We start from the raw sequence: 17189 nt of genomic DNA, 5'->3' as shown, positions 1-17189 counted from the left end.
GGGCGTCGCCTGCGTTCGGATGCAAATCTAACCCTTGCCGCGGGGGACCGTTCCCCAGTCCGGGAATGGCAGGATCAGACCGTGACCATCGGACTGCCCCAACGCGAACCGAACCCGGAGCTACCGAGCCGGGTCACTATCTACGAGGTCGGCCCACGCGACGGTCTGCAGAACGAGAAGTCGATCGTCCCGGCTGCCGTGAAGGCAGAGTTCATCCGCCGACTGGCGGCCGCCGGGCTCGAGACGATCGAGACGACCTCCTTCGTCCCGCCGACGTGGGTGCCCCAGCTCGCCGATGCCCGTGAGGTGCTGGCCGACCTCGGGGACCTCGGCCGCGGCGCCCACCGACCGGTGCTCGTGCCCAACGAGCGCGGGCTCGACAACGCGCTCGAGGCAGGCGTTGGAGCGGTCGCGATCTTCGGGAGCGCCACTGAGACGTTTGCCCGCAAGAACCTCAACCGCACCGTTGCCGAGTCCGTCGAGATGTTCGCTCCCGTCGTGGCGCGCGCCAAGGACGCCGGACTGTGGGTGCGGGCCTACGTCTCGATGTGCTTCGGCGACCCATGGGAGGGGCCGGTCCCGGTTGAGCAGGTGGTCGATGTGTCGCAACGGCTGATGGACCTCGGGGCCGACCAGCTCTCGCTCGGCGACACCATCGGCACCGGCACCACCGGGCACGTGAGTCGCCTGCTCGACGCCCTCGATGCCCGCGGCATCGGCGCCGACCGGATCGGCGTGCACTTCCACGACACCTACGGTCAGGCGCTCGCCAACACGATGACGGCCCTGCGGCACGGCGTCACCGTCGTCGACGCGTCGACGGGCGGCCTCGGCGGTTGCCCCTACGCCAAGAGCGCCACCGGGAACCTCGCCACCGAGGACCTCGTGTGGGCCCTGGACGGGGCGGGCGTCGAGACCGGAGTCGACCTCGCCGCCCTCGTCGAGACGAGCGTGTGGATGGCCGGCCACCTGGGCCGCCCGTCACCGTCGAACGTCGTGAAGGCGCTGGCGGGCAGCTGACGCCAGCCTCGCGTCAGCCCTGCACGGCGCCTGTCACCCGGTGGATCGACAGCGTCCGCGCGGCCCCGTCGGCCGTGCCGTGCACCCGGCCACCCTCCACCCGGTCGGGGTAGAAGAGGATCCGCTGGGTCCGCCCGTCCGCGTCGGAGTAGCCCAGCCAGACAGCCTGCCGGTCTGCTGCCGCATCGCGCAGGACCGCGAGGGTCGTGGTCGGGTCGGTGCTCGGCAGGCTGGGTCCCGGCCTGCTCGCCACCTGCTCGCGCTGGTATGCCGCGGCCTCCTCGCCGGCGCGCAACGCACCGACCATCGTGGCCACGAGCTCGTCGTCGACGGCCTGGGCCGTGACGGGGGCCGGCCGTCTCTGGAGCGGCGTGCGGTGCTGCCCAGCGGTGGGCACGATGATCCCGCCGTCGGGGGTCTCGGCGGCGGGCGCGAAACCGTTCTCGCGCAGGAAGTCCAGCACCGTCTCGGCGGCCACGGGTGACACGAGGATGGTCGGGGCGATGCTTCGCAGCTGGAGCGGTGACAGCTCCCTGTCGGCGGTCATGGCGCCCAGGGTGGCTTCGTCGTCGCAGCGGATATAGGCCCGCATCGCACCGACCCGCGCCTGCCCGTGCCTGCGGGCGACATCGCGGATCAGGTAGTCGAGGGGCTGCGGGACCGGTGTGTGGCTGGCGTCGGTCAGGGCTCCGAGCACCTGGTCGACGGACCACCCGGCGTCCAGGCACCGCCGCACCGAGTCCTGGTTGAACCGGTACACCGTCGCGCCACCGCGTGACTCGACATCGGCCACCAGTCGCATGAAGGTGGCCAGACCTCCGGCCAGCGGCCCGGGCGCGATGGCAGTCAGGTCGGCTTGGAGCAGCACGTGCTCGATGGGCTCGGGCAGGTGCGGTTGCATCGCGGCGGCCAGCTCGGAGTCCCGTCGACCGGCCAGCAGGGCCCGACCGGCGGTCGAGATGGCACCGCGACCGGTGACGCCCAGCCACTCGGCCTCGCCGAGCACAGCGGCGACGACGGTGTCGAGGCCGGCAGGGACGCGCCGGGGCCGCTGCCAGCTCACGGCGATGCCCACGCTGCCCCGCTCGGGGGCCAACCCGGTCGGCGCCGCGGCCAGCTGCTCGAGGACGTCCCTGCGCAGTCCGCGGGCCGGTGGCCAGTGGGCATCCGGCCCCAGGGCGTTGACCGTGCCGGACGCGCCGGCGGGCGTCGTGCCCACGAGGTGTGGGGCTCGGGTGGTGAGCAGCCAGGCTCGGGCGAGCACCGCCCAGCGCTGGTCGCCCGGGTGCTGCTGCCACTCGTCATAGGCGGGCGTGGGAGCCCACGACGGGTCGAGGGAACCGTCGTCCGCGAGGAGGCCCGCGGCATACGTGAGCTCGGCGACGAAGGCCGCCCGCGCCTCGTCCACGTCGAGCACCGAGGCGAGCCGCTTGAGGTCTCGCACCGCGAGGCCACCGGAGCGAAGCACCCGGGGCGGCCGCAGACCCCATGCGGCGGCGAGCTCGTCGACGAGGGCGAGCAGGTCGGTGACCTGCTGGCCGGCCGCGGCGTCGACCTCCGCCGCCGCGCGGGGCTGGCCCTCGAGGGCGGGGGGCCGAAGCGCCGGGGCGGCATGGCTGCGGCCGTCGCGCAGGGCCAACGCCACCTCGCGGGGCAGCACCAGCTGGTCGGACGACGGGGAGAAGACGAGGTGGTGCTCAAGCAGCCACCGCGCGCCCTCGGCCAGCCGTTCGGGCGTGCCCGGGGGGAGGACGGCCAGCGGGGGACCCCAGGTCAGTCGGTCGAGGATGGCGCGGGCCGCTGGTGGGGCATCGGCGAGCAGTGTCGGGACCTGCTCCGGCAGTGGCACGTCGACGAAGCTGTCGGCGGCCCGAGGCCCCAGGCCCGCGGGGTGGGGGAGGACCTCGCCGACCGTGCGGGTCACCCGCAACCCCTCGGGACTCCTCCAGAGCAGGGCGAGCGTCCAGAGCTCGTCGAGCACCGGTTCGACCTCTTCGGTCGTCACCCCGAGGAGGGCGCCCACCGCTGCGACATCAAGCGGCGAGGTGGCCGCGACGGCGGCTTCGAGCACCTGGAGGTGGGCCAGGTCGAGCGAGTCGACGGCGCGCTGGACGCTTGCGCGAGTGCTGGCCCGGGCGGCGAGGGACGACAGGTCGGCGGGCGCGGGGCGGGCCAGGTCCTGTCGATGTCGCAGGAGGGTGGCGAGCTGCTCGTCGGTCCGTTCACGCACGTCGTCGGCCATCGACCGTGCGGTTGACCAAGGCGTCGCCGTGGCGGGCGATCCGGCGGCCGATCCAGCGGCCGACGGCGGGGTCGGCAGGCGGGGTGAGGAAATGGCGGCCACCGCACCACGGTAGTCGCCATGGGCAGGTGCTCCGGACTCTCAGCCATTTCCCATGCCACACACAGGCTTGACCTGCACACTTGTGTCAACGAGAGGACGCGCCATGTCGGAGCCCACCGAACCCACGAAGCCCCGCACTCCCAAGGGGGCCGCCAAGCCAGCCGCGGATCCTGCTGCGCAGGGATCGGTGCCGGAAACGGCGAGCGCGCCGAGCGCGGCAAGCGCACCACCCGCGGCCACCCAGCCGCTGCCCGCGGTCTCCGCAGCAGCAGGCGCGGGTCCCGGCGGCCCGGGTGGCCCCGAAGGTCCGGGAACCCCTGGTGGTCCCGGAACCCCTGGTGGGTATGCGGCGCCCGGTGGCCCTCCGCCGAAGCGCCCCGGAATGTGGCGCCAGGCGACCTCTACGACCGGCGGCACCATCGCCGTGATCGTGGCTGGCTGCCTGATCGCCCTCATGCTGCTCGCCCTGGTGGGCGTGGCCGGGCTCGTGGCGGTGCGCGCCATCGGGCACGACGACCGCGGCAACCGGATCGAGCGGGTCGGCGACGGGGACGTGCTCCCGCCCGGACAGCAGAAGAAGCTCGACCGGCTACCCAAGGCGCCCGAGGCCCCACGCGGTCAGCGCAACGGCCAGGGCAACGGTCAGGGCAACGGCATGGGCAACGGACTGGGTCCGCTCATGCGTGAGGCGATGGGGCTCGGCAACGTCCAGCACGGCGAGTTCACCGTCGAGGACAACGGCAAGGCCACCGTGATGACGCTCCAGCGCGGTGAGGTGACCAAGGCCAACGCCACCTCGATCACGGTCAAGAGCGCGGACGACTTCACCGCCACCTACGCGATCGGCGCCGACACCCGTGGCCGGGCCGCCAACCTCCAGGCCGGCGACTCGGTCCTCGTCGTCGCCGAGAAGGCCGGAGCCAAGGCGGTCCTCGTGACCGGCACCCGCAAGGGCTGATCCGCCCTCTCGGACTGAGACTCGGACGAGCCCTGGGGAAGTGCCGCCGCTAGCGTGGGCGCCGTGACCTTTCCCAGCGGTGAGCAATGGACCCTACGGCGCGGCCGTCAGGAGGCCACCGTCGTCGAGGTGGGCGGCGGCCTGCGCACCTACCGCGTGGACGGCACCGACGTCGTGGCGGGCTACGCCGACGACGAGGTATGCCGCGCCGGCCGCGGTCAGGTGTTGATGCCCTGGCCGAACCGGATCCGGGACGGGAAGTACTCCGTGGGCGGGCAGGAGCGTCAGCTCGGCCTGACCGAGGCCGTGTTGCGCAACGCCAACCACGGGCTGGTGCGATGGGCCACCTGGCAGCTGCACTGGCACAACGACGACTGGTCGGCACTGACCGTGCGGACCCGACTGCATCCCCAGCCCGGCTGGGACGGCATCCTCGACCTGAGTGTCAACTACGTCCTCGATGAGGGGGGCCTGACCGTCAGCGTCCACGCGACCAACGTCGGCGGGGATCGCGCGCCGTTCGGCTTCGGGGCGCACCCCTATATCGCCCTCGGTGACACTCCGTTGGCCGAGGTCGAGCTCGCCGTTCCCGCGTCTCGCGAGGTGCTGGTCGACGACCGCCTGATTCCGACGGGGACCGCACCCGTGCGTCCCGAGGTGGACTTCCGGACCGCTCGCGCGCTGGGCGCGACCGAGCTGGACACCGCGTTCACCGACCTGTCGCGGTCCGCGACCTCCGGGGCCTGGGAGGTCGTGATCGGCGGGCTCGCGACGGGCGAGGTGACCGTGTGGGGTGACGAGGCGCTGAACTGGGTGCAGGTCTTCACCGCCAAGGGCCGGGACACCGGGGTCGACGGGGTCCGCGGCATCGCCGTCGAACCGATGTCCTGCCCGGCGAACGCCTTCAACTCCGGCGAGGGGCTGGTCGTCCTCGAGCCGGGTCAGTCCTGGTCGGCCCAGTGGGGCATCGAACCGGCCGTGCTCAGCTGACGGCGCCCGCACCCGGCCCGGCCGTGGCCGGATCAGAAGTGGGCACGGTCTGCCTCGGAGGCGTCGTCGCTGGCGGTCGCGCAGGTGCTTCTGGTCCTGCCGCCGCTCCCGCTGTTGGTCCCGCTGCTGATGGCGATGTTGTCGCCGCCGAATCGTCCTCGAGGCCGTTGACGAGCGGGGTGATCCGGCGCTCGACCGCGAAGGCGAGCACCACCATCAGCGCGCAGCCCACGATGATCATCGCGATGAAGGCCGCCGACCAGTGGTGGTTCAGCATGAAGCCGGCGACGACCGGGCCCAGGATCGTCCCGGCCTGGAACGCGCCCGCGTTGACGGCGTTGTAGCGGCCGCGGAGGTGGTCGGGAGCCATGTCGTTGGTGATGGCGGGAATGGTCGGCTGGAGCAGCGTCTCACCGAGGGCGAATGTCGCGTGGAAGGCAAGGACGCCCACGGCTGCTGCGACGCCGCCCGGGGCCAACCCGGTCAGCCCCAGGACCAGCCACGCCAGGGCCCACAGGGCGGACATGCCGATCAGGACCCGCGTGCGTCTGCGCCCGGTGATGCGGCGGAGGACGTAGAACTGCAGCCCGACGATGACGGCCGTGTTGACGGCGAAGGCGAACCCGATGACGCTCGTCGACACCTGGCTGACCTGCCGGGCGAACGCCGGGAAGCCGGCCTCCATCTGGCCGTACCCGATGAACACCCCGAGAAAGGTCAGCAGGGTGACCCACACGACCGCCGGGTTGCGCAGGATCGTGAGGTAGGAGCCCGCCGCCTCGCTCTCGCCCTCCGGCTTCTCGGCGCGGCCGTGGACGTGCCGCAACGGCCCGAGGAGCAGCCCGATCGGCACCAGCATCGATGCGGCGTCGGCCAGGAAGATCACGGTGAACGTCGACGGGTGGGCCACGTCGGCGTAGAGGCCGCCGATCACGCCGCCCAGCCCGATGCCGAGGTTGACCAGTGCGAAGTTGATCCCGAAGTACTGCTGGCGCGTAGCCCCGGTCGTGATCGCCGCGACCAGCGCGTTGAAGGCCGGCCAGGACACCCCGAAGTTGAAGCCGAGGAAGGCGAAGGCCAGCGCCACCACGACGGGCGTCGTCGCGAACGCGAGGATGACGCAGCCGACCAGCTGGGCGCCGGTGCCCCACAGCAGCATCCGGCGCGCGCCGAGCCGATCGGTCAGCGCGCCGCCCGGGCCGGTCACCGCCAGCGCGACGACCGCGATGAATGCCATCAGCAGACCAGCGAGGTCGAGCGAGATGCCGCGCACCTCGTGGAGGTAGATCACGGTGAACGGCAGGGTCAGGCCGCGACCGAGGGTCTGCACCGCCACCGTCGAGAGCAGCCACCGGCCCTCGACCGGCAGCTGCGCCCAGAACTCACGCAGCCCGGGCTGGCTCGACGTCGACGACTCACTCACCCGGGAATCATCCCGCACGCCACTGACAGCTCGATACCGGTTTTCCGCCGGCGGCGATCGGGCAGCAACGGGTGGGCACGCGGCATACCCGAGCGTGGCGCGACGGATGGCGACGGGAACAGAAAGGATTTGGACCCACCCGATAGCCTTGGAAGTGCGCATTGACGCACCCCCAAACTTTCGAGGCAAGAGGAAGACAAGTGCCTACTGGCAAGGTCAAGTGGTACGACGCGGAGAAGGGCTTCGGCTTTATCTCCGACGACGACGGCAGCGACGTGTTCCTGCACGCGAACGCTCTCCCCGAGGGCGTCGCCACGCTCAAGGGCGGCGCGCGGGTGGAGTTCAGCGTGGCCGAGGGGCGTCGCGGCACGCAGGCGCTCGCCGTGACCCTGCTCGAAGCCGCGCCGACGGTGACCGCGGGCAAGCGCGAGGCGTCGCGCAAGTCCCCCGAGGACCTCGCCCCGCTCGTCGAGGACGCCATCAAGCTGCTCGACAACTCCTCGAACGCGCTGCGCCGCGGTCGGCGTCCCGAGAAGGACCACGCCACCAAGCTCGCCGCGGTCCTGCGCTTCCTCGCCGACCAGATCGAGCCGTGATGGCAGGCAAGGACGACGCGGTCCTGGCCGGAGCCGAGGCCGTCGCCGTCGCGCGCGAGGCCGCCGAGTCGATCGCCGAGCGGGGCACCGTCGGCGACCACCTCGGCATGCAGATGGACGACGAGCGCCTGGCCACGCACTTCTTCGCGTGCGACGCCTCGGCCTACCCGGGCTGGCGCTGGGCGATCACCGTCGCCCGCGTGCCGCGCGGCAAGGTCGCGACCGTGTGCGAGACCAACCTCGTGCCCGGCGAGGGTGCGTTGTTGTCGCCCGAGTGGCTTCCGTATGCCGACCGCCTGGCTCCGGGGGACCTCAGCGCCGGCGACGTGCTCCCCTACAAGGAGGACGACCCGCTGCTCGAACCCGGGTTCGAGGCGACCGGCGACGAGGAGGTCGACGAGCTCGCGGCCTACGAGCTGGGTCTGGGGCGCAAGCGGGTCCTGTCCGCCGAGGGGCGCGAGGCCGCTGCCCAGCGGTGGTACGAGGGCGAGAACGGCCCGCACGCTGACGTCGCCGAGAAGGCCTCGGCCCCTTGCTCGTCCTGCGGGTACTTCCTCCCGATGGCGGGTGCACTTCGCTCTTTTTTCGGCGTGTGCGCCAACGCCTGGTCACCTTCCGACGGTCGCGTCGTAAGTCTTGACCACGGCTGCGGCGCCCACTCCGAGGTCGACCGTTGCGTCGCGAAACGGGGCTTGCAACTCCCGTGTTGCGACGCAACGGCCGTTTTGCGGGGGATCCGGTGTCCGGCATCCACAGGCAACACAACGCACGGGGGGAGATCCACAGGGTCCCGGATGCCTCTCGCCCGTAGCGGGTCGGCAATCGATCCTTGGGCGATGGACTCCAGGGCCGCGGCACTCATGAGTGCCCAGGGCGGCGCGGTCGGTACCTGCCAGTTGAATCGCCTCGACGTGTCGTCGCAAGAGCTGGCGTCGTGGGTCAGGGCGGCCGAGGTCGTGCGAGTTCGCCGGGGCGCCTACGTCGACGCTGAAGCGTGGGCAGCGGCGGACCCGACCGAGAGGTACCGCTTGACCGTCATGGCAACGATGCGTTCCCGCGCGGGAGGCGAGTCCGCCAGCCACCACTCCGCCCTGGCCCTGCATCGGCTGCCGTTGTGGCACGTCAACAGGGGGTTGGTCATGCTCATGGCGGACGTCGAAGAGTCCACGACAACGAACGGCGTCCGCTTGACGCCGTTGCGGTCGATGGTGGACGAGACAGAGGTCGGCGGGCTGCGAACCCTGACCGTGCCAGATGCCATCGTGACCGTCGCGTCCGTCTCGGTGGAGGGCGGAGTCGTGGCCGGGGATGCCGCGATCCGCACGGGCTGCTGCACGCCCGCGCACCTGGACGAGGCTGCGGACAGACTCGCGGCCGGTCTGAGAGGTCGCAAACGGCTGCGCCAGGCCATGGCCGCGATGGACGGCCGGTCGGAGTCGCCCGGTGAGAGCCGCACGCGACTGGTGCTGTCCGCGTTGGGGCTGCCCGTCGAGTCACAGGTGGACATCGTCGATGCCGGCGGCGAGTTCGTCGGCAGGGTCGACTTCCTGGTCGCTGGTCGCGTGGTGGTCGAGTTCGATGGAGCGGTGAAGTACCAGGGGGAGGACGGTCCGGCCGTCGTCGTCGCAGAGAAGCGGCGCGAGGACAGGCTGCGCGAGCTCGGCTACGAGGTTGTGCGGATCACGTGGGACGAACTCGCTCATCCGGAACGCATCCATGCCAAGATCCGGGCCGCCTTGCTACGCCGCCCCGTCTGACCAGCCTGGCAAAAACGGCCGTTGCGTCGCGAAACGGGGCTTGCAACTCCCGTGTTGCGACGCAACGGCCGTTTTGCGGGGGGTCGCCGGGCGGGGGGTCGCCGGGCGGCGGGTCTCCGGGCGGCGGGTCTCCGGGCGGCGGGTATGCCGGGTGGCTCAGGTGGGTCTCGAGGTCTCGAGGTCTCGGGGGGCTCGGCCGAGCTACTGGGCGCCGGCGGCGTTGCCGCGACCGCGGCGCACGTACGAGAAGCCGATCAGGCCGAGCACGATGCCGACCACGGGGACCCACGGCCACCAGTCGCGCTCGCCCTCGTGCAGGGCAGGCACCGCGAGGATGACGGCCAGCGCGACGAACCAGCCGAGCTGCCCCCAGACGACGACCCGGGCAGTGCTGACGGCCAGCGGCCTCAGCTCCTCACCGGGACCGTCGGAGGTGGGTTGCGACTCGCTCATGTCGGGCAGCCTATCTTTCACGACGACGCAACACTCAGGCCCTACTCTGGCGCCCATGGCCAAGCCCTCAACGAAGTCTGCGGCACCGCAGCGCCCGTCCCCGAAGTCCCCTTCGTCCGGAGGCCTCGACGGCTTCTTCCGGATCACCGAGCGTGGCTCCACCCTCAGCCGCGAGGTCCGCGGTGGGCTGGTCACGTTCTTCACGATGGCTTACATCGTCGTCCTCAACCCGCTCATCATCGGCACCCAGCAGGACGGCTCTGGTCAGTTCCTCGGCGGCGGCGACATCGTCAAGGCGCAGACCCTGGTTGCGGCCGGCACCGCCCTGATCGCCGGCGTGATGACCCTGCTCATGGGGGTCGTCGCGAACTACCCGCTCGCGCTCGCCACCGGCCTCGGGCTCAACGCGTTCGTGACGTTCGGCATCGCCAAGCTGCCCGAGATGACCTGGGCCGACGCGATGGGCCTGGTCGTCATGGAGGGCGTCATCATCCTCGTGCTCGTGCTGACCGGCTTCCGACAGGCTGTGTTCCGCGCGATCCCCGCCCAGCTCAAGACCGCCATCTCGGTCGGCATCGGCCTCTTCATCACGATCATCGGCCTCGTCGACGCCGGTTTCGTCCGCCGCACGGGGGTCGGGCCGGTCCCGGTCGAGCTCGGCATCTCCGGAAACCTCAACGGCTGGCCGCTGCTCGTCTTCGTCATCGGTGTGCTCGCGATCATCGTCATGATGGTCCGCAAGGTGAAGGCCGCCATCCTCTACGGCATCCTCGGTGGCACGGTCCTGGCGATCATCGTCGAGGCGATCGCCGGCATCGGTGGTCAGTTCGACAACACCGGCAAGTTCGTCAACCCGGCCGGCTGGGGGCTCAACGTCCCCACGCTGCCGGACAAGATCGTCGACGTCCCGGACTTCTCGCTGCTCGGCAACTTCAACCTCCTCGGGTCGTTCGACAAGCTCGGCTTCGTCGCCGCGCTGCTGCTCGTCTTCACGCTCCTGCTCGCCGACTTCTTCGACACCATGGGCACGATGGTCGCTGTCGGTGCCGAGGGCGGCCTGCTCGACAAGGACGGCAACCCGCCGAACTCCGACAAGATCCTGCTCGTCGACTCGGTCGCCGCGATCGCCGGTGGTGCGGGCTCGGTCTCGTCCAACACGTCCTACATCGAGTCGGCCGCAGGAGTGGGCGAAGGCGCCCGCACCGGTCTGGCGTCGGTCGTCACCGGTGTGATGTTCCTGCTCGCGACCTTCCTGGCGCCCCTGGTCAAGGTCGTTCCCTACGAAGCCGCGACTCCGGCCCTGGTCGTCGTGGGCTTCCTGATGATGCAGCAGGTCAAGGGCATCGACTGGGACGACCTCGACATCGCGATCCCGGCGTTCCTCACCATCGTCCTGATGCCGTTCACCTACTCGATCACCGTCGGCATCGGCGCCGGCTTCGTCGTCTACACCCTCATCAAGGTGGTGCGCGGCCGGGCAAGTGCGATCCACCCGCTGCTGTGGACCGTGTCCGCTCTGTTCGTCATCTACTTCGCGATCACCCCGATCAAGGAGATCCTCGGGGTCGGCTGACGCCTCCTCGACCACAGCAGGTATGCCGCGKGGCCCCGTGAGGGGGGCCACGCGGCATACCTGCGTCTGGGCCTTGGGAGCACTCGGTCGGGGTGAGCGAAATACTTAGCACAGGTAATGAGTTATGCTAAGTATCAACCAAGGAGGCACAGATGACCCCACCCGCCGCACGCTCACGCCGAGCTGCCGAGTCCGGGCTCTCACCTTCCGCGATCTATGCCCTCGCCGGCGAACTCCGTCTTGCCTGCATGCGCATCTCCCGCCGAGTGCGGTTCGAGAGCACGGATGTCGTTGCGCCGCACCAGTTCTCGGTGCTCTGCCGCCTCCAGGAGGCGCCGCGCACGCCGAGTGAGCTCGCGGAGATCGAAAAGGTGAGCGGGCCCAGCATGACTCGCACGGTCGCGGCCCTCGTCGAGCGCGGGCTCGTCGCGCGCACCGACGACCCGGCCGACCGACGCCAGGTGATCCTCTCGCTCACGAGCGAGGCCACGTCGCTGCTGAAGGACATCCGCCGCAAGCGCGACGCCTGGATGTCAGTGCGCATCGGCCACCTCACGCCCGCGGAGCAGGACGTGCTGCGGGAGGCCTCGGCCATCCTCACCCGGGTGGCCAGCGAGTGAGCCCGACGTTCTCCTCGCTCGGCGTCCGCAACTACCGCATCTATGCCACCGGTGCGTTCATCTCCAACATCGGCACCTGGATGGGCCGGGTCGCGCAGGACTGGCTGGTCCTGACCGAGCTGACCGACCACTCGTCGACGGCGCTCGGCATCGTCACCGGGCTGCAATTCCTGCCGTTCCTGTTGCTCGCACCCTGGGCCGGCATGATCGCGGACCGCTATCCGAAGCGGCGGATCCTGGCGATCACCCAGACCTCGCTCGCGCTGTCGTCGCTGGCCCTCGGCCTGCTCGTCGTAACAGGGAATGCCGAGCTCTGGATGGTCTACGGCATCGCGCTGTTCACCGGGATCGCCACCGCCGTCGACAACCCTGCTCGCCAGACCTTCGTGTCCGAGATGGTGCCGCGTGAGCGGCTTGCCAACGCGGTGTCGCTCAACAGCGCCTCGTTCAACGCCGGCCGGCTCGTCGGCCCCGGCGTCGCGGGCCTGACCATCGCGGCGTTCGGCACGGGCTGGACCCTGCTGCTCAACACCCTGACCTTCGTGGCCGTGCTGATCGCCCTGGCAGCGATGCGCGTCAGCGAGCTGCGACCCGCGCCGGCCCTCGCCCGGGGCAGCGGCGCCATCCGGGAGGGGCTCGCCTACGTGCGCAGCCGACCCGACCTCCAGCTCGTCATGGCCCTGGTGTTCGTCCTCGGCACGTTCGGGATGAACTTCCAGATCACCACGGCGCTGATGGCCACCAAGGAGTTCGGCAAGGGCCCGCAGGAGTACGGCCTGCTCGGCTCGATCATGGCGATCGGCTCGCTCACGGCCGCGCTGCTGTCCGCCCGCCGGGCCAGACCGCGACTGCGGATCCTGCTCGTCGCGCTCGTGGGCTTCACGATCGCGAGTGGCCTGGCGGCGATCGCTCCGACCTACCTGCTGTTCGCCCTCGCCCTCGTCCCCGTGGGGCTCACCGCGCTGACGGCCCTGACGACGGCCAACGCGATGGTCCAGCTCAGCGTCGACCCGGCCATGCGCGGGCGGGTGATGGCGCTCTACATGGCGATCTTCATGGGCGGCACGCCGCTCGGCGCCCCGCTCATCGGCTGGATCGGTGACGTCGCAGGCCCCCGCTGGACGATCGGCATCGGCACCATCGCCGTCGGGCTCATGCTGGTCGCGGTGTCCATCCGGATGGCCAGGCGCGAGAATGTCCAGGTGACCTATGAGTCCCAGCGGCGACCGCGCATCAGGATCCGCACGCTCCCTCAGCCCGAGGTCTCCGAACCCGTCCCCGAGGCGGTCCGGTGACGCCGCTGTTTCGTCGGCGGGTGACCATTGCCGTCCTCGTCATCGTGGTCGCCGTGGCAGTCGTCGCCAGCCTCGTCGGCAACCTCCGCTGACCGGCAGCTTGGGTATGACCCCCGACTTGTTGCTCGCAGGTCGTCACGCGAGGGCTGATTTCGGGGGCTAGTGACGCGCATCGGGCAACAAGTCTCGATGACCCCCGGACTTGTTGCTCGCAGCTCGTCACTGGGTGGCCCCTGGCGGGGTCCGGTGACCACCTCCCGGCAACAAGTCGGGAGGGGCGGCCTGGGTCAGTGCAGCTTGCAGAGGACCGTGACGCCCAGGAGGTTGACCACCGGGTCGTAGCCGGTGGGGCACTTGCCGTTGACGGGCAGCACCTCCAGCGGCAGGGGAGCGGGGGTCGAGCTGCTGGGGCTGGGGGTCGGCGTCGGGCTGGGGGCGGGGGTGCTGCCGGTGACGCCACCGACCACTCCGCCGACGACACCGGTCGCGGCGCCCACGACGCCACCACCAGCGCTGGGCGAGGGCTGCGGAACCGGGGAGGCTGAGCCGCCGTCCGAGCCACCTGAACCACCCGAACCGGGCTTGGCAGCAGCCGACGAGCCGCCCGACGTGCCAGCGGGCTGTGAGGCCTTGGCCGGGTCGTAGGTCGCCATCGTCTGGGGTTCACCGGCCGGGAGGTAGGGCGAGCCGCTGCGCTGGGACTCGGACAGGTCCGAGCCCGGGAGGACCGTGTAGCCACCGCGGTAGCCGGCGGCGATCGCCAGCACCTGGTCGGCGTAGGCATCGCTGTGGTTGTAGCGAAGCACGGCGGAGCGGGCACCGGAGTCGGTGCTCAGGTCGCCAGGACCCGAGCAGAGGTAGACCGCGGTCGCCGTGGCGGCGTCGGCCATGTTCTGCGGGTCCTTGCGACCGTCACCGTTGGCGTCGACGCCGACGACGCGCCAGGTGCCGGGGATGAACTGCATGGGGCCGACGGCGCGGTCCCAGGTGATGTCGCGGTCGTACGAGCCGCCGTCGGTGTCGTGGATCGTGGCCGTGTTGTTCTGGCCGTTCAGGGGTATGCCGTAGATGCCGGGGCGGACGGTGCCGTCGCGGTCGAGGCCGTTGCCGCCGTAGCGCCCGTGGTTGGACTCGACCTTGCCGATCGCGGCGATCAGGGCCCAGTCGATCCGGCACTCGGCGTCGGCCGCGTCCACGATCGTGGCGGCTCGCCGATAGGCGTCCAGAGCAGCCGCGGGGATGCCGTTGGCGCTCATCGAGGCAGGCAGGCCAGCCGACTGGTAGAGCGGGGTGGGCTCGGCCTCCGGTGGTGCGGGCAGCTCAGGGAGCCGGGGAGCGTCGAGACCGGTGAGCGGTTCGCCGGGCACGGTGACGACCGGGGTGTTGTCGGCGACGATGTCGGTGGCGGGGTGGCCACCCGTCGCTGCCAGGGCCACTCCGGCGCCGATGAGGGCGAGCGCGGGCACACCTCCTGCGATCTTGCGCCACGGCAGTCGCATCGTGCGTGTCATCGTTCGGCTCCTCGACATCGTTGTCCACCTTGCGGTGTCCCACCCCGGGGGTTATGTGGGGTTCAACGAGGGTCTTGAGCCGAGGTTACGCGCGGGGGTTTGTCCGCGGGGGGCTTGCGAGGCGCTGAATCAGCCCACAACGTGCTCAATGCACGCAATCAGGGCCGAAACATCCTCGGGGTCGACCGCGGGGAACGTCGCCACCCGGAGCTGGTTGCGACCGAGCTTGCGGTAGGGCTCGACGTCAACCACGCCGTGGGCGCGCAGGGTCTTTGCGATCGCGGCTGCGTCCACCTCGTCCGCGAAGTCGATCGTGGACACCACCTGGGAGCGGGCGGCCGGGTCCGCGACATACGGCGAGGTGTATGCCGTGCGCTCGGCCCAGGCGTAGAGGCGTCCGCTCGAGTCGGCGGTGCGCTTCACGGCCCAGTCGAGGCCGCCCTGGCCGTTGATCCAGTCGATCTGCGAGCGGAGCAGGGCCAGGGTGCCCAGCGCGGGGGTGTTGTAGGTCTGGTTGAGCCGGCTGTTCGACACGGCGGTCGGCAGGCTGAAGAAGTCGGGCACCCAGCGACCGGACGCGGCGATCTCGTCCACGCGGTCAAGCGCGGCCGGGGAGAACGCCGCCAGCCAGAGGCCACCGTCGGCCGCGAAGCACTTCTGCGGGCCGAAGTAGTAGACGTCGGCCTCGGCCACGTCGACGGGCAGACCGCCGGCGCCGGAGGTGGCGTCGATGAGCACGAGCGCACCCTCGTCGGCGCCCTCCACGCGCTTGACGGGAGCCATCACACCGGTGGAGGTCTCGTTGTGCGGCCAGGCGTAGACGTCGACACCGGCCTCCGCGCGGGCCGTGGCGAGGGAGCCGGGGTCGGCCTTGATGATCGTGGACTCCCCGAGGAAAGGCGCCTTGTCGGTGACGCTCGCGAACTTGGCCGAGAACTCACCGAACGCCAGGTGTTGCGCGCGCTCGCGGACGAGGCCGAACGCCGCGATGTCCCAGAACGCCGTCGACCCACCGTTGCCGAGGATGATCTCGTAGCCCTCGGGCAGGCTGAACAGGTCGGACAGGCCCTCCCGGACCGCTCCCACGAGGTTCTTGACCGGCGCCTGGCGGTGCGAGGTGCCGAGCAGGGTGGTGCCGAGGCCGGCGAGGTACTCGACCTGCTCGGGGCGCACCTTCGAGGGCCCCGAGCCGAAGCGGCCGTCCTTGGGCAGCAGGTCGGCGGGGATGGTGGGCGTCGCGGGGGCGGCAGTGTCGGTCACGCCGTCAGTCTCTCATCCTGTCCCGAGGCGTGGGACGTGAGGTCCACCACCCGGACGCACAGCGGGGGTGGGGTATGGCGCGTGGCTGAGCCGGCCGCACGGCGGGCCGAGCCGTACGTCTGGCCGAGCCGTCAGTCTGGCCGAGCCAGGCGGCATACCCCGGCTCGGAATGCGAAATAGGCCTTCGCATTCGCGAAGGCCCATTTCGTTTCTCCAACCACGTCATCAAGCTTGCGGCGGACGCCAGGCGCCCCGTCAGGCGCGGTAGCCGGACACGGCGTCCAGGCCGCGAGGGGCCTCGCCGATGTAGCGCGAGCTGGGCCGGATCAGGCGCCCGGTCTTCTTCTGCTCGAGGATGTGCGCCGACCAGCCGGCCGTGCGCGCCGCGGCGAACAGCGGCGTCATCATCGCGCCGGGGACCTCGGCGAAGTCGAGCAGCACCGCGGCCCAGTAGTCGACGTTGGTCTCCAGCACGCGGTCCGGCTGGCGCTCGCGCAGCTCGGCCAGCGCGGCCTGCTCGAGTTCGAGGGCGACCTTGAACCGCGGGGCGCCGAGGCGTTCGCAGGTGTCGCGGAGCACGGCGGCGCGGGGGTCGTAGGCGCGGTAGACGCGGTGGCCGAAGCCCATCAGCCGCTCGTGGCGGTCGAGGACGCCCTTGACGTAGGCGCGGGCGTCACCGGTCTTCTCCACGCCCTCGATCATGTGCTGCGCGCGCGACGGGGCGCCGCCGTGCAGGGGGCCCGACAGCGCACCGATCGCGCCGGACAGGCACGCGGCCACGTCGGCCCCGGTCGAGGCGATGACGCGCGCGGTGAAGGTCGAGGCGTTCATGCCGTGCTCGGCCGCGGAGATGAAGTAGGCGTCGATCGCCTCGACGTGCTTGGGGTCGGGCTCTCCGCGCCAGCGGATCATGAACCGGTCGACGATCGTGCGGCCCTCGTCCACCCGGGACTGGGGCACCATCGGCGACCCCTGCCCGTGGGCCGACTGCGCGATGAACGACAGCGCCATCACGGAGGCGCGGGCCAGGTCCTCGCGCGCCTGCTCGGCGTCGATGTCGAGCAACGGCTTGAATCCCCACACCGGCGCGAGCTGGGCCAGCGCCGACTGCACGTCGACCCGGATGTCGCCGGAGTGCACCGGCAGCGGGAAGGGCTCGGCCGGCGGGAGCCCCGGGTCGAACTCGTTGTCGACCAGCAGGCCCCACACCTGCCCGAAGCTCACCGTCCCCACGAGTTCCTTGAGGTCCACGCCGCGGTAGCGCAGCGAGCCGCCTTCCTTGTCGGGTTCGGCGATCTCTGACTCGAAGGCGATGACGCCCTCGAGGCCCGGCTTGAAGTCGCTGTCGGACATCGGTGTCCTCTCGGCCTGGGGGGAAGGTGGGGCGTC

The 17189-nt window shown here is 71.0% G+C and carries 14 protein-coding genes; 8 read left to right on the top strand and 6 right to left on the bottom strand.

Going from position 1 to position 17189, the window contains the following annotated elements:
* Window positions 1-87 precede the first annotated feature (87 nt).
* On the top strand, window positions 88-1020 hold the full coding sequence (locus AC1DYG_RS13880; RefSeq protein WP_477640496.1) for a hydroxymethylglutaryl-CoA lyase: 933 nt from the start codon (window positions 88-90) through the stop codon (window positions 1018-1020).
* Between the two features lie 13 nt (window positions 1021-1033).
* Here AC1DYG_RS13880 and AC1DYG_RS13875 read toward each other — a convergent pair whose 3' ends face one another.
* Window positions 1034-3262, bottom strand: a complete 2229-nt coding sequence (locus AC1DYG_RS13875) for a helicase-associated domain-containing protein (protein ID WP_477640458.1) — start codon at window positions 3260-3262, stop codon at window positions 1034-1036.
* Window positions 3263-3467: 205 nt separating this feature from the next.
* Between AC1DYG_RS13875 and AC1DYG_RS13870 the strand changes: the two genes are divergently transcribed.
* Together AC1DYG_RS13870 and AC1DYG_RS13865 are read left to right on the top strand one after the other, a co-directional pair.
* Window positions 3468-4322 (top strand): hypothetical protein, encoded by an 855-nt coding sequence (locus tag AC1DYG_RS13870; protein WP_477640457.1) that lies wholly within the window; start codon window positions 3468-3470, stop codon window positions 4320-4322.
* A 63-nt stretch (window positions 4323-4385) separates the two neighbouring features.
* On the top strand, window positions 4386-5312 hold the full coding sequence (locus tag AC1DYG_RS13865; RefSeq protein ID WP_477640456.1) for an aldose 1-epimerase family protein: 927 nt from the start codon (window positions 4386-4388) through the stop codon (window positions 5310-5312).
* On the opposite strand, the gene AC1DYG_RS13860 is transcribed toward AC1DYG_RS13865, so the two are convergent.
* Complete coding sequence (locus AC1DYG_RS13860; protein ID WP_477640455.1) at window positions 5305-6735, bottom strand: MFS transporter; 1431 nt, start codon at window positions 6733-6735, stop codon at window positions 5305-5307. The two genes, AC1DYG_RS13865 and AC1DYG_RS13860, sit on opposite strands and share 8 nt — an antisense overlap.
* A 200-nt stretch (window positions 6736-6935) precedes the next feature.
* Between AC1DYG_RS13860 and AC1DYG_RS13855 the strand changes: the two genes are divergently transcribed.
* Both AC1DYG_RS13855 and AC1DYG_RS13850 read left to right on the top strand, forming a co-directional pair.
* On the top strand, window positions 6936-7331 hold the full coding sequence (locus AC1DYG_RS13855; protein WP_477615812.1) for a cold-shock protein: 396 nt from the start codon (window positions 6936-6938) through the stop codon (window positions 7329-7331).
* Window positions 7331-9088: a DUF3027 domain-containing protein gene (locus tag AC1DYG_RS13850; protein ID WP_477640454.1), complete on the top strand. Its 1758-nt coding sequence runs from the start codon at window positions 7331-7333 to the stop codon at window positions 9086-9088. Before AC1DYG_RS13855 ends, AC1DYG_RS13850 begins: the two co-directional genes overlap by 1 nt.
* A 201-nt stretch (window positions 9089-9289) precedes the next feature.
* On the opposite strand, the gene AC1DYG_RS13845 is transcribed toward AC1DYG_RS13850, so the two are convergent.
* On the bottom strand, window positions 9290-9541 hold the full coding sequence (locus AC1DYG_RS13845) for a DUF2530 domain-containing protein (RefSeq protein ID WP_477640453.1): 252 nt from the start codon (window positions 9539-9541) through the stop codon (window positions 9290-9292).
* Between the two features lie 55 nt (window positions 9542-9596).
* On the opposite strand from AC1DYG_RS13845, the gene AC1DYG_RS13840 reads away from it, so the two are divergent.
* From AC1DYG_RS13840 to AC1DYG_RS13830, 3 genes are all read left to right on the top strand, one after another.
* Entirely contained in the window at window positions 9597-11114 is a 1518-nt protein-coding gene (locus AC1DYG_RS13840; protein ID WP_477640452.1) for an NCS2 family permease, read from the top strand.
* Between the two features lie 152 nt (window positions 11115-11266).
* Window positions 11267-11734, top strand: a complete 468-nt coding sequence (locus tag AC1DYG_RS13835; protein WP_477640451.1) for a MarR family winged helix-turn-helix transcriptional regulator — start codon at window positions 11267-11269, stop codon at window positions 11732-11734.
* Complete coding sequence (locus tag AC1DYG_RS13830; protein WP_477640450.1) at window positions 11731-13029, top strand: MFS transporter; 1299 nt, start codon at window positions 11731-11733, stop codon at window positions 13027-13029. Before AC1DYG_RS13835 ends, AC1DYG_RS13830 begins: the two co-directional genes overlap by 4 nt.
* A gap of 287 nt (window positions 13030-13316) precedes the next feature.
* Here the strand turns inward: AC1DYG_RS13830 and AC1DYG_RS13825 are convergent, their stop codons facing one another.
* The 3 genes from AC1DYG_RS13825 to AC1DYG_RS13815 form a co-directional block, all read right to left on the bottom strand.
* Window positions 13317-14540: a lytic transglycosylase domain-containing protein gene (locus AC1DYG_RS13825; RefSeq protein ID WP_477640449.1), complete on the bottom strand. Its 1224-nt coding sequence runs from the start codon at window positions 14538-14540 to the stop codon at window positions 13317-13319.
* 129 nt (window positions 14541-14669) lie between these two features.
* Window positions 14670-15800, bottom strand: coding sequence for a phosphoserine transaminase (gene serC, locus AC1DYG_RS13820; RefSeq protein ID WP_477640448.1), 1131 nt, complete (start codon window positions 15798-15800; stop codon window positions 14670-14672).
* A 255-nt stretch (window positions 15801-16055) separates the two neighbouring features.
* Window positions 16056-17153 (bottom strand): citrate synthase 2, encoded by a 1098-nt coding sequence (locus AC1DYG_RS13815; protein ID WP_477640447.1) that lies wholly within the window; start codon window positions 17151-17153, stop codon window positions 16056-16058.
* Between the last annotated feature and the right edge of the window lie 36 nt (window positions 17154-17189).

Source organism: Pedococcus sp. P1_H8 (assembly GCF_056405175.1).
The sequence above is the reverse complement of the archived record's forward strand: the minus strand, read 5'-3'. Positions and strand labels throughout refer to the sequence as shown.

Excerpts from the sequence above, each read along its gene's own strand:
- AC1DYG_RS13850 (WP_477640454.1), top strand. The coding sequence starts at position 7,331 with ATGGCAGGCAAGGACGACGCGGTCCTGGCCGGAGCCGAGGCCGTCGCC.
- AC1DYG_RS13825 (WP_477640449.1), bottom strand. The coding sequence starts at position 14,540 with ATGACACGCACGATGCGACTGCCGTGGCGCAAGATCGCAGGAGGTGTG.
- AC1DYG_RS13845 (WP_477640453.1), bottom strand. The coding sequence starts at position 9,541 with ATGAGCGAGTCGCAACCCACCTCCGACGGTCCCGGTGAGGAGCTGAGG.
- AC1DYG_RS13840 (WP_477640452.1), top strand. The coding sequence starts at position 9,597 with ATGGCCAAGCCCTCAACGAAGTCTGCGGCACCGCAGCGCCCGTCCCCG.
- AC1DYG_RS13875 (WP_477640458.1), bottom strand. The coding sequence starts at position 3,262 with ATGGCCGACGACGTGCGTGAACGGACCGACGAGCAGCTCGCCACCCTC.
- AC1DYG_RS13835 (WP_477640451.1), top strand. The coding sequence starts at position 11,267 with ATGACCCCACCCGCCGCACGCTCACGCCGAGCTGCCGAGTCCGGGCTC.
- AC1DYG_RS13870 (WP_477640457.1), top strand. The coding sequence starts at position 3,468 with ATGTCGGAGCCCACCGAACCCACGAAGCCCCGCACTCCCAAGGGGGCC.
- AC1DYG_RS13815 (WP_477640447.1), bottom strand. The coding sequence starts at position 17,153 with ATGTCCGACAGCGACTTCAAGCCGGGCCTCGAGGGCGTCATCGCCTTC.